This is a genomic window from Nakamurella sp., from assembly GCF_044224575.1.
Lineage (GTDB): Bacteria > Actinomycetota > Actinomycetes > Mycobacteriales > Nakamurellaceae > Nakamurella.
In genome coordinates this window covers 250435-262497 of the sequence record NZ_JBGAKE010000002.1, presented here as the reverse complement: position 1 = coordinate 262497, position 12063 = coordinate 250435, and the positions used below count along the sequence as shown (strand labels likewise).

Sequence of the window (12063 nt, the reverse complement as noted above, 5' to 3'; positions counted from 1 at the left end):
TGAGGGCGGGCGGGCTGTACAGGCCGCGCTCGTCCTCTTAGTCGATGTGCCGGGTGCTGCTCATTGCTGCTTCACGGCGTGCTCACGTTGGGTCGACCTGCTTTCTGTTTCCAGGCGGCTCGTCCGATCGGACCGGATCCCGCTGTTCCGAGACAACCCGATCCGCAGGCCCGCCGTCGTCCCCGCGAACGAGGAACTGCCGGACCTTGCTGGTGTCGAGGTGTTCGGGGGCCCGCAGGGCCCGACCGAACGCCCGACGGCGCTCTGCCATGTCGAGGCACCCCTCAGCGGGATGCAGCCACGCTCCCCGGCCGGGGAGGCGACGCCGTGGATCCGGGATGACGATCCCGGCCACGGCCACGACGCGCAGTAATTCGACGGCTCGACCTCTCCGCCGGCAACCGATGCAGGTCCGCACCGGTCCGAGGGGACCGGCGACGGCACAGGCAGGGGCAGCCGCCAGTGGCGGTCGAGCCAACATTGAAGTCTACCGCCTCTCGCGACCCGGTTCGACCTGGGTCACCGGCTCATCGACTCGGGCCCGGCGGGCGGCCCGGCCGGAGCTTGCGGCCGGTCGGGCACCGCGTCGCTGCGGATGTCGATGCGCCATCCGGTCAGCCGGGCGGCCAACCGCGCATTCTGCCCCTCCTTGCCGATGGCCAGGGACAGCTGGAAGTCCGGGACCACCACCCGGGCGGCCTTGGTGGCGGGGTCGATGACCGTCACCGACAACGCCCGGGCGGGCGACAACGCGTTGCCGACGAACGTCGCCGGGTCCTCGTCGAAATCGATGATGTCGATCTTCTCGCCGTTCAGTTCGCTCATCACCGCGCGCACCCGCGCCCCCATCGGTCCGATGCACGCACCCTTGGCGTTCACCCCGGAGACGGTCGGCCGGACCGCGATCTTGGACCGGTGCCCGGCTTCCCGGGCCACCGCGGTGATCTCCACCGACCCGTCGGCGATCTCCGGAACCTCGAGTGCGAACAGCTTGCGGACCAGGTTGGGATGGGTCCGCGACAGCGTGATCTGCGGGCCCCGCAGGCCGCGCGCCACCGACACGACGTAGCAGCGCAGCCGCGAGCCGTGCACATAGGACTCACCCGGCACCTGTTCGGCGGCGGGGATGACGCCCTCGACGGCGTTCTTTCCCTCACCGAGGCTGACCACCACCACACCGCGCGCATTGACCTTGGCGTCGGCGGACACCGTGCCGGTGATCAAGTCGTGCTCGCGACCGGCGAAGTCGCCGAAGGTCCGCTCGTTGTCCACGTCGCGCAGCCGCTGCAGGATGACCTGCCGCGCGGTGGTGGCCGCGATCCGACCGAAGTCGTCGGGGGTGTCGTCCCATTCCCGGACGACCTCCCCGGCATCGTCGGTCTCCTGGGCCCACACCCGGATCCCGCCGCTGCGCCGGTCGATCTCGACCCGGGCGTGCCCGGCGTGTCCCTGGGTGTGCTTGTAGGCGGACAACAGCGCGGTTTCCAGAGTGTCGACCAGGGAGTCGAACTCGATGCCCTTTTCCTTCTCGACCGCCCGCAGGGCGGCGATGTCCACGTTCACCGGGTGACTCCTTCCGCGTCCAGCAACTCCTGCACGACGGCCGGCGGTGCGGCGAACTCGACCTCGACCTTGGCCCCGACGATCTGGTCATACGGCACGGTGACCGGGCTGATGGCACCCTTCTTGCCGGCCACCAGCAGCTCGATGCCGGACTCGTCGGCGCGCAGCAGGTGCCCGGTCAGCTCACCCTGCCCGGTATTCACCGCGAGCAGCCGCCCCCGGGAGCGCCGGAAGTGTCGCGGCTCGCGCAACGGACGGCCGACGCCCGGGCTGGTCACCTCCAGGGTGTAGGGCAACTCACCCGTCGGATCGTCGGGGCCGTCCAGCCGTTCGGAGATCTCCCGGCTCACGTCGGCGGCGTCGTCCAGCGACACACCGTGGTCGCCGTCGATCACCACCCGCACCACCCGGCGGCGCCCCACCGTGCGTGCCGTCAGCTCCTCCAGGTCGTACCCGTGGGCGTCCGTCACCTCGGTGACGATTGCCCGCAGGCGACCGTCGTCGGTTCCCATCGCCGCCTCCTCGTCTGCCACCGTGTCGATCCCGGCCCCGTCGCGGGGCAGCCGTCGCGGTGTGCAGTTGTGGAGGGAACACCCCGCGCCTGCGCCCAGCGGTGCCGGCGGTCATGGCGGAGCCTATCGGTCCCGAGACTCCGCGGTCGTCCGTGGCCGGTCCCCGGCCTCATGTGACGTCCGTGTGCAGCGCCGGTCCGCGGTCCTGCTCGCGGTGCCGGCGGCCTGTCATGATGGACCCCGTGTCATCCGCTCCCGGCCGGCCGGTCTCCCGGCGTACGGTCCTGCTCGGCGCCGGTTCGGTCGCGGCGGCCGCGGTGCTGTCGTCGGTCGCCGGCTGCAGCTACTTCGGCTCCGACGAGCCGCCGACCCCGTCCGTCGACCTGAATCCGGCGGCGCTCGATCCGATCAACGGGTTGATCGCCACCACCCGCCTGCACGTCCTGCGGCTGGACGCGGCGATCGCCGCCGACCAGGCCGACGCCGGAAAGCTGCAGCCCCTGCGGGACGATCGGCAAAAGCACCTCGATGCATTGACCGCCGAGTACGCGCGAACGAACCCGGCCGACCCCAATGCGACCGCCGCCGGCGCGACCGCCACCGCGGCCCCGGCATCCGGATCGGTCGCCCTGCCGGGTTCACCGGAGGCGATCGTGTCGGCGGTCCGGGGGGACGCGGCCACGGCCCAGGTGCAGTTCACCGACGCGATCGCCACGGCGTCGCGCTACCGGGCCGCCCTCTACGGAACGATCGCCGCTTCCCTGGCCAGTCACCGGGCGGTGCTGGTATGACCTCCCCGACGCCCACCCCGGGTGCCCCGTCGGGCTCCGGCGGCTCCCCCTCCCCCTCCCCGTCGCCGCTGAGCACGCCGATCAGCACGGCCCCGCCGGGTCCGCTCAGCCCCGACGCCCAGGCCGCGATGCAGACCGCGCTGATCGCCGAGCAGGCCGCGGTCTGGGCGTACGCGCTGGTCGCGGCGCACGCCCGGGACCAATCGGCGATGGTCGCGGACGCCCGGTCCGGGCACCTGCTTCGCCGCGACGCGACGGCCGCGCGGCTGACCGCGGCCGGCGCCACCGCGCCCGAACCGGCCGCCGCCTATCAGGTTGCGATCGACGTGCAGGACCAGAACTCGGCCTGGCAGCTGGCCCAGGACATCGAATCGGACGTGGCGGCGGCCTGGCGGGTGGTGATCGGCTCGACCGACGACGCGGAGGTTCGTGGGTTCGCGCTCACCGGGCTGTCCGAGGCCGCGGTCCGGCTGGCCATGTGGAAGCAGGCGGCCGGCATCGCGCCGCCGACCATCGCCTTCCCCGGACAGGCCTGAACGCCCGCCCCGGGCGGGCGACCGACCCAGGTCAGCCCCGGACGAGAGCCCGCAGGTGTTCGGCGACCTCGGCCAGCGAGACCTCGGTCTTCGCACCGGTCACCCGGTCCCGCACCTCGACCACACCGTCGGTCACGCCCCGGCCGACCACGCAGATGGTCGGTACGCCCAGCAGTTCGGCGTCGGCGAACTTCACCCCGACCGAGGCATTGCGGTCGTCCAGGATCACCCGCACTCCGGAGGCGTCCAACCCGGCCGCGATCAACTCGGCCGTGTCTTTGATCTCGGCCGACTTGCCGGCCATCACGACGTGCACGTCGGCCGGGGCAACCTCCCGAGGCCAGATGAGACCCTTTTCATCGTAGGAATTTTCAGCGATGGCGGCGACCGCGCGGGACACCCCGATGCCGTAGGAGCCCATGGTGACGGTCACCAGCTTGCCGTTCTGGTCCAGCACCTGCAGGTCCAGTGCGTCGGCGTACTTGCGGCCGAGCTGGAAGATGTGGCCCATCTCGATGCCCCGCGCCAGGCTCAGCGGACCGGACCCGTCCGGCGCCGGATCGCCCGCACGGACCTCGGCCGCCTCGACCACCCCGTCGCCGGTGAAGTCCCGCCCGGCGACCAGGTCGTAGACGTGCCGTCCCGGCTCGTTCGCGCCGGTGATCCAGGCCGTGCCGGCCACCACCCGTGGATCGAGCAGGTAGCGGATCCCGGTCGGACCGTCGGTGCCGAGCACCCCGGGCCCCAGATACCCCTTGACCACCAACGGGTGGCTCTTGAAGTCCTCCTCGACGAAGGCCTCCACCTCGGCCGGCAGCACCTGGGCCTCCAGCCGCTTGAGGTCCACCTCCCGGTCGCCGGGCAGGCCGATCGCGAGGGGCTCGCGGGTGCCGTCGGGGTGCCGCAGCATCACCAGCACGTTCTTGAGGGTGTCGGCCCCGACCCAAGGGCGGTCGGCCCGCGGGAAGGTCGCGTTGCTGTGGTCGACCAGCGTCTCGATGGTCGGCGTCCCCGGCGTGTTCTCGACGTGCGCGGCGGGCAGCGCGTCGAACGGGATGGCGTCGGGCACCGGGGTGGTGACCGCCTCCACATTGGCGGCGTACCCACCGGGTGAACGGACGTAGGTGTCCTCGCCGTTGATGCAGTCGGCCAGGAACTCCTCGGACGCGGACCCGCCCATCGCCCCGGACATCGCCGCGACGATCACGTAGCGCAGGCCCAGCCGGTCGAAGATCCGGATGTAGGCCTCGCGATGCCGCTGATAGGACGCCGCGAGCCCCGCGTCGTCCAGGTCGAAGGAATAGGAATCCTTCATGACGAACTCGCGACCGCGCAGGATGCCGGCCCGCGGCCGGGCCTCGTCCCGGTATTTGGTCTGGATCTGGTACAGGGCCAGCGGCAGGCCCTTGTAGGACGAGCAGATGTCCTTCACCAGCAGGGTGAACATCTCCTCGTGGGTCGGCCCGAGCAGGTAGTCGGCCTGCTTGCGGTCCTTGAGCCGGAACAGATTGTCCCCGTACTCGGTCCAGCGCCCACTGGCCTCGTAGGGTTCCCGGGGCAGCAGGGCCGGGAAGTGGACCTCCTGGGCGCCGATCGCGTCCATCTCCTCCCGGACGATCCGCTCGACGTTGCGCAGCACCCGGTACCCCAGCGGCAGCCAGCTGTAGATCCCCGGGGCGGCCCGCCGGATGTAGCCGGCCCGGACCAGCAGGCGGTGGCTGGGCACCTCCGCGTCGGCCGGGTCCTCGCGCAGCGTGCGCAGGAACAGGGTGGACAGCCGTGTGATCACTGGCGGCACTCCTCGGGTACTCCACGGGCGGTGGCCTGCGCCGCACCCGGTCCGGCCCGGCGCGCGGGCCAGCCTATCCGCCGGGCCCGCGTCCGCGTCCGCCCTGGGTTCCGCGCGGCCGGGGGACGATCGGCGCCACCCGCCCGGAAACCACCCGATCGGCCGTGAACGGCCCCGATCACGGTGACCTTCCGCGACGGGGTGCGCTCCCGCGGCGACCGAACCGGTGAAACCCCCGGCGGTCGACGGCCGCCGACAATCCCTGTGCCCGTGATGATCTGACGAGATCAGCGACCCCGCAGCGCCACTCGAGACGGCCGGACGATCAGCCGTCGCCAGCGGGGTTGACTGCCACCATTTCCCCTGCGTGCCAACAGGTTCCGATGAACGAAAAGCGCCTGCCCATGAGACAACGATGTCGGTCGATGTCTGTTCACCCCACGCTATGGCTGCGGTCACATGTTCGTCGGCGCGCGTGTTAGCTGCAGTTCAGCTAACATATTTATCAGGGCATGCGGTCCCGTACGCCCGACCGGAGTGCCGACCATCGAGGACGCCATGCCGCCGACTGGTAGTGCCCTTCGCCGCCCCATTCCGCCCCCGAGGGCGGCCGGATCGGGTCCCGACGCCGCCCGCGTCGGCCGGACGGTCGACGCGGCGCTCCGCGGACTTCCGTCCCATGGCTGGACGGGCGGGTGGGTCGGGCGCCGGGATCGGGCCCTGCTGGTGCTCACCCAACGCGCAGGGCTGTCCTGTGCCGCGGTCGCCGCCCTGACCGTCGACGACATCACCGTCCGGGACGGCGCGGCCACCATCCGGGTCGAGAACGGGGAGCCGATCACCCTGCGGATGACCGAGGACTGCCTGCTCTGCGGGCCCTGCGCGCTGTCCCGCTGGCTGCATGCGCTGGCCCTGGCCGGCATGCACAGCGACGGTCGGGTGGTGGCGTCGGTGATCGCCCGGGCCGCCCCGCTGGGCCCGCACTCCCCGCACGTCTGCGAGGGCGCCACGCCGGCGTCCGACGGAGCGCGCGGCACCCTCGTCTTTCCGGTCGACGACCGCTGGGCGGTCGCTCCGGTGACCCATTCCGGACTGCCGGTCCCCGCCCGACCGGTGCACGACGTGCGCAGCCGGGCCGCGCACGGCCCGCACCGGACCGGCCCGGGCACGCGGTCCCATCTCGAGGTGGCGCGGGTCGACGGCACCACGACGCCCGCGCCGGAGGACCGGCCCACGGCCCTGGAGAACCGGGTCCGCACGCTGCTGAACGGTCTCGCCTGAACCCTCGGCTCGCCCACCCTTCCGGGGTGTGTGATGACCGTCACATCTGTGCGCTAGCAGGTTAGCTGACGGTAAAGCTAACCTGCAAAGAGAAGTGCCGTTAACATCCAGCCCGAGGCGACATTGCCTGACGGCACATGCTCATCGCCGCGTCTGAGTGATCACCTGCGACGGTGGCCTGTCCGCCCCGGCCCGAACCCGCGCCCACGGCGCACCAGGAACCTGCGGAGGTCCTCGCCATGTCGTCAGTCATCGTCGCCGGGTCCAGAACGCCGATCGGACGGTTCAACGGCGCCCTCGCGTCCGTCTCCGCGGCGGAGCTCGGGGGGATCGCCATCAAGGGCGCGCTGGAGCGGGCCGGGCTGGCAGGTGCGGACGTCGACTACGTGATCATGGGCGAGGTCCTGCAGGCCGGCGTCGGGCAGATCCCCGCGCGCCAGGCCGCGGCCAAGGCCGGCATTCCGATGGACGTGCCCGCCATCACCGTCAACAAGGTCTGCCTGTCCGGCCTGGACGCCATCGCGCTGGCCGATCAGCTGATCCGGGCCGGCGAGTTCACCACCGTGGTGGCCGGCGGCATGGAGTCCATGACCCGCGCCCCGCACCTGCTGATGGGTTCCCGGGCCGGTTACAAGTACGGCGACGTCACGATGATCGACCACCTGGCCCACGACGGCCTGCACGACGTGTTCACCGACATCCCGATGGGCGACCTGACCGAGGCGACCAACGACGTCGACTTCGTCTCCCGCGCCGAGCAGGACGCCTATTCCGCCCGCTCGCACCAGCGCGCCGCCGCGGCGATCGCCGCCGGCGTGTTCAAGGCCGAGATCGAGCCGGTCGTCATCGCCGGACGCAAGGGCGAGGTCGTCGTCGACACCGACGAGGGCGTGCGCGCCGACACCACCGCCGAGAGCCTGGCCAAGCTGCGCCCGTCGTTCCGCAAGGACGGCACCATCACGGCCGGTTCGGCGTCCCAGATCTCCGACGGTGCGGTCGCGGTCGTCGTGATGGACAAGGACGAGGCGATCCGCCGCGGTCTGGACTGGATCGCCGAGATCGGCGCCTACGGCTCCATCGCCGGCCCCGACTCCACGCTGCAGGACAAGCCGGCTCGGGCGATCCAGAAGGCGTGCGACAAGGCCGGTCTCGAGCCCACCGAGTTGGACCTGGTGGAGATCAACGAGGCGTTCGCCTGCGTCGGCATCGCGTCGGCCCGGGCGTTGGGTCTGGACGAGGAGAAGGTCAACGTCAACGGCGGGGCGATCGCGCTGGGCCACCCGATCGGCGCGTCCGGCGCCCGCCTCGTGTTGCACCTCGCGCTGGAGCTGCAGCGCCGCGGCGGCGGCACCGGTGTCGCCACCCTGTGTGGCGGCGGCGGCCAGGGCGACGCCCTGATCCTGTCGGTGCCGAAGGCCGGCTGAGCAGCCACAACCCCGCGAAGGCGGTCATCTCCCCGGTGGAGATGACCGCCTTGTCGTCTGCGTCGATGGTCCCGGGGAATATTCGATTGACGGCGACGGCCCGGCCGGGCACCGTGGACCGCGACCGGCGATCGCCGATCGGCGCGACGACGTGATGGGAGGGATGACGACATGACCGTCCTGGTGCTGCCCACCCCGCAGCCATCCCCCTTCCCCCGCCCCGGGGCCCGCTGACCACAGCGGCGCGTGCCACTTCGGGGCGGCCCCTTTCCGCCCAGGAGCCCGAAGTGCCGCGTTTCCAGCTGTCCGATTCCTACCGTTCCTCCCGACGGGACGGTGCCCACGACCTCGATGCCGACGACCTCGACGACCCCGACGACGCCGACGACCCCGATGACGCCGAGACCGACGATCTGCTCGACCGGTTCGACACCGCCCGATCGGCGCAGCGGGCTCGACGCCCACGGCCGCCGAGCGATCCGCGGCCGCGCATCGTGGCCGATGGCCAGTCCGGGCACCACTCCCCCGAGCTGGACACCGATCACTCGTTCGACGAGAGTCCCTACTCCAGCTACGATGTCGCCACCCACGGGCCCGGTCCGGCCCCCGACTGGCTGATCACCTCGCTGTCCGCCCGGGACACCCGGCTCGGCATCCTCAAGACCGGGAAGGAAGCCGACGTCGGGTTGCTGGAGCGGGCCGTCCCGGGCGGCCCGGGCTGCCTGCTGGCGGTCAAGACCTTCCGCTCGGCCGAGCATCGGCTCTTCCACCGCGACGCCACCTATCAGGAGGGTCGCCGGGTGCGCCGGTCCCGGGAATCCCGGGCGATGGCCGCCCGCACCGGCTTCGGCCGGGAGTTGCTGGCCGGGAAGTGGGCGGCGGCCGAGTTCGCCGCGCTCGGCATGTTGTGGTCGGCCGGCGCCCGGGTGCCGTACCCGGTGCAGTTGATCGGCAGCGAGGTGATGATGGAGTTCATCGGCGATCCGGACGGCACCGCCGCCCCCCGGCTGGCCGCCATTGAGGCCGGTACCGCCGAATTCACCGAGCTGTGGCATGACCTGGTCGGCACCCTGGAGATCCTCGCCGAGGCCGGGCTGACCCACGGCGACCTGTCCCCCTACAACGTGCTCGTCGACGTCTCCCCCAGCGGCGAAACTCACTGCGTCGTCATCGATCTGCCCCAGGTGGTTGACCTGGTCGCCAACCCGTCGGGGGCGGAGTTCCTGGACCGGGACTGCCGGAACATCGCCGAGTTCTTTGCCCGGCGCGGCGTGCTGGCGGCCGACGCGGAAATCCTGGCGCTGCACCTGGGCGGGTTGGCCCTCCCGTAGCCCGGGCACGGCGAGTGGTTGAATGCCGGTGGCATCGGCGACGGTGCCACCGGCCACCGATCGTCCGCAGACCGAGGAGAGCGTCGTGAGCCTGGATCGACCCGTCACCCCCGACCCGTACGGCCTGCTGCCGGAGGTCGGCTCGTTCACGGTGAGCAGTCCGGACATCGCCGACGGGCAGCTGGTCGCGCCCGAGTTCCGCTACGGTCCCGACGCGCCCGGCGGGCAGAACATCTCCCCGGCCCTGTCGTGGTCCGGCTTCCCGGCCGACACGGAGTCGTTCGTGGTCAGCTGCTTCGACCCGGACGCGCCGACGCCCGCCGGCTTCTGGCACTGGACGGCCGTCGACATCCCGGTCACGGTCACCGAACTGGCCCGCGGCGCGGGCAGCGACGGGGGCACGCTCCCCGCCGGGGCGTTCCACGTGCGCAACGACTTCGGTACGGCCGGATACGACGGCCCGGCCCCGCCGCCGGGCGACCAGGTGCACCGCTACTTCTTCGTGGTGCATGCGGTCGACGTGCCCTCGCTCGGCCCGGACGAGAGCGCCAGCCCCACCGTGGTCGCCTTCAACCTGGTCTTCCACACCCTGGCCCGGGGGATCCTCACCCCGGTCTTCTCCTACTGACGGCCGCCGCCACCCGGTCCGCGGCGCCTGCGCCCCGGATTGCCGTCCGGCGCCGCCGTCGTAGCCTGGCCCCATGCACTTCGATCTTGTCGTGGTCGGCTCCGGTTCGGGCAACACCATCCTCGGCCGGGAGTTCCGGGAGCAACGTGTCGCGCTGATCGAGTCCGGCGCCTTCGGTGGGACCTGCCTGAACGTGGGCTGTATTCCGACCAAGAGCTTCGTGTACCCCGCGGATCTGGCCGACGCCGTCGTCCGCGCGGACCGGTTGGGCCTGATGGCCACCGTTGCCCCGGTCGACTGGCCCCTGCTGCGTGACCGCATCTTCGCCCGCATCGACGAGATCTCGGCGAACGGTCTGCATTTCCGGCAGGGCGAGAAGTGGCCGAACCTGCAGATGCTGCAGGGCACGGCCCGGTTCACCGGCGTCAAGCAGATGACGGTGGCGTTGACCGACGGCGGCCGGGTGGAGCTGACCGCCGACCGGTTCGTGCTGGCCGCCGGCGGCCGGCCGGTCATCCCGGACATTCCCGGGCTGGACGAGGAAATCGTCGGCGACGGCGTGGTGCACACCTCGGACACCATCATGCGGATCGACGAGCGTCCCGAGCGGGTCGTGGTGGTCGGCGGCGGGTACATCGCGGCCGAATTCGCGCACATCTTCGACTCGTTCGGCACCCGCGTCACCCAGATCGTCCGCGGCTCCCGGCTGCTGCGGCACCACGACGACGACATCGCCGCAACCTTCACCGACCACGTCATGGGCCGCTACGACCTGCGCCGGGACACCGAGATCTGCGGGGTCAAGCCGCTCGGCGACGGCATCCGGGTCTTCCTGGAGAGCCCGTACGGGGAGAACACCGTCGACGCCGACATGCTGCTGATCGCGACCGGTCGGCGGCCCAATTCGGACCTGCTGGACCTGCCGGCCACCGGGGTCACCGTGACCGGGACCGGCCGGGTGATCGTCGACGAGTACCAGGAGACGGTGGTCCCCGGCATCTACGCGCTGGGCGACCTGAGCTCGCCGTACGCGCTCAAGCACGTCGCCAACCACGAGGCGCGGGTGGTCCGGCACAACCTGACCCACCCCGACGCCCGAATCACCACCGACCATCGGTTCGTGCCGGCGGCGGTGTTCACCGAGCCGCAGATCGCCTCCGTCGGCCTGACCGAACGGCAGGCGCGCGAGCGGGGCATCGAGTTCGTGGTCGGCCGCCGCGACTACGGCGGCACCGCCGCCGGCTGGGCCCGGGAGGACACCGAGGGCTTCGCCAAGGTGCTCGCCGACCCGAAGACCGGTCTGCTGCTCGGCGCGCACCTGATCGGGCCGGAGGCGGCCACGGTGATCCAACCGCTCGTGCAGGCCATGTCGTTCGGGCAGCGGGCGCACGACGTCGCCCGCGGTCAGTACTGGATCCACCCGGCCCTGTCCGAGGTGGTGGAGAACGCGCTGCTGGCCCTCCCCACCCCCACCGGCTGACCCCTTCCCCGCCGCGCGGGGTCCCCCGGACATGCGGAAGGGCCCGCCCCGGAACCGGGGGGCGGGCCCTGCGCAGGACGGTCGATCAGTAGTCGGCCAGGTCGTTGCCCATGTAGCAGAACGACTCGGCCTCGTGGTCGGAGTAGCTGTAGTACTGCTCGTAGGTGCTGATGTACTCGCCCGAGAAGTCGAAGTCGTCACCGTTCCACTGCGCGTACTGCACGTACACCATGTAGTAGCCGGGATCGAACGTCAGATCCGCCACGTTGAACGAGGCGGAGTAGTCGGCCTCCACCCACACCTCATCGGTGACCCACTGCTGCGTGGAGGTGTCCCACACCCAGATCTTGGCGTAGCTGCCGTAGTCGGCGTCCGACGTCGTGGTGAACACCAACGAATCCCCGCCGCACTCCACCGTGGTCCCGAACACGGTGCTGCCCGCGACGGTGTCCGCGTGCGCCGGGGCGGCGTTGCCGGCGACCGCGAAACCCAGGAACAGGGCGGCGGTGGCCACGATGATCCCGGCCAGGCGACGGACCAGGGTGCGGGCACTGCTGCTGATGGAACAGGCGGCGGTGGTGGTGGTGCTCATGGGGTCCTCCTGGACGTGATCTGTGCTCGCGTTCTCGCTGACAGATCAAAGAATCGGCCCACCCGCTGAAGACCCACCGAAGAACGGCTGAAGGCCGGGGAATCGCGCAGCCGGGCCAACGGCTCGGCCGGACAGG

At 71.4% G+C, this 12063-nt stretch carries 12 protein-coding genes; 7 read left to right on the top strand and 5 right to left on the bottom strand.

All coding sequences use genetic code 11. From position 1 onward, the window contains the following. Nucleotides 1–82: 82 nt before the first annotated feature. The 3 genes from ACILSK_RS03410 to rimP are packed head-to-tail and all read right to left on the bottom strand — an operon-like array spanning nt 83 to nt 2075. Complete coding sequence (locus ACILSK_RS03410) at nt 83–481, bottom strand: YlxR family protein (RefSeq protein WP_395725708.1); 399 nt, start codon at nt 479–481, stop codon at nt 83–85. A gap of 38 nt (nt 482–519) precedes the next feature. After that, a complete protein-coding gene (gene nusA, locus ACILSK_RS03405) occupies nt 520–1563 on the bottom strand; it encodes a transcription termination factor NusA (protein WP_395725707.1) in 1044 nt (347 codons plus the stop codon). Continuing rightward, on the bottom strand, nt 1560–2075 hold the full coding sequence (gene rimP / locus ACILSK_RS03400) for a ribosome maturation factor RimP (RefSeq protein ID WP_395725706.1): 516 nt from the start codon (nt 2073–2075) through the stop codon (nt 1560–1562). The genes nusA and rimP overlap by 4 nt, the downstream gene beginning before the upstream one ends. A 242-nt stretch (nt 2076–2317) precedes the next feature. On the opposite strand from rimP, the gene ACILSK_RS03395 reads away from it, so the two are divergent. Beyond that, nucleotides 2318–2866, top strand: a complete 549-nt coding sequence (locus ACILSK_RS03395; protein ID WP_395725705.1) for a hypothetical protein — start codon at nt 2318–2320, stop codon at nt 2864–2866. Beyond that, nucleotides 2863–3402 (top strand): ferritin-like domain-containing protein, encoded by a 540-nt coding sequence (locus ACILSK_RS03390; RefSeq protein WP_395725704.1) that lies wholly within the window; start codon nt 2863–2865, stop codon nt 3400–3402. The genes ACILSK_RS03395 and ACILSK_RS03390 overlap by 4 nt, the downstream gene beginning before the upstream one ends. A gap of 31 nt (nt 3403–3433) precedes the next feature. Here the strand turns inward: ACILSK_RS03390 and ACILSK_RS03385 are convergent, their stop codons facing one another. Continuing rightward, on the bottom strand, nt 3434–5191 hold the full coding sequence (locus ACILSK_RS03385; protein ID WP_395725703.1) for a proline--tRNA ligase: 1758 nt from the start codon (nt 5189–5191) through the stop codon (nt 3434–3436). A 558-nt stretch (nt 5192–5749) separates the two neighbouring features. Between ACILSK_RS03385 and ACILSK_RS03380 the strand changes: the two genes are divergently transcribed. From ACILSK_RS03380 to ACILSK_RS03360, 5 genes are all read left to right on the top strand, one after another. Next, nucleotides 5750–6472, top strand: coding sequence for a hypothetical protein (locus ACILSK_RS03380; protein WP_395725702.1), 723 nt, complete (start codon nt 5750–5752; stop codon nt 6470–6472). Between the two features lie 239 nt (nt 6473–6711). Further along, nucleotides 6712–7896, top strand: coding sequence for an acetyl-CoA C-acetyltransferase (locus ACILSK_RS03375; RefSeq protein WP_395725701.1), 1185 nt, complete (start codon nt 6712–6714; stop codon nt 7894–7896). Between the two features lie 413 nt (nt 7897–8309). Further along, nucleotides 8310–9227 (top strand): serine protein kinase RIO, encoded by a 918-nt coding sequence (locus tag ACILSK_RS03370; RefSeq protein WP_395725837.1) that lies wholly within the window; start codon nt 8310–8312, stop codon nt 9225–9227. An 85-nt stretch (nt 9228–9312) separates the two neighbouring features. Then, nucleotides 9313–9855, top strand: coding sequence for a YbhB/YbcL family Raf kinase inhibitor-like protein (locus tag ACILSK_RS03365; protein ID WP_395725700.1), 543 nt, complete (start codon nt 9313–9315; stop codon nt 9853–9855). Between the two features lie 73 nt (nt 9856–9928). Next, a complete protein-coding gene (locus ACILSK_RS03360) occupies nt 9929–11335 on the top strand; it encodes a mycothione reductase (protein ID WP_395725699.1) in 1407 nt (468 codons plus the stop codon). An 85-nt stretch (nt 11336–11420) separates the two neighbouring features. Here ACILSK_RS03360 and ACILSK_RS03355 read toward each other — a convergent pair whose 3' ends face one another. Beyond that, nucleotides 11421–11927 (bottom strand): hypothetical protein, encoded by a 507-nt coding sequence (locus tag ACILSK_RS03355; protein ID WP_395725698.1) that lies wholly within the window; start codon nt 11925–11927, stop codon nt 11421–11423. Nucleotides 11928–12063: the final 136 nt, after the last annotated feature.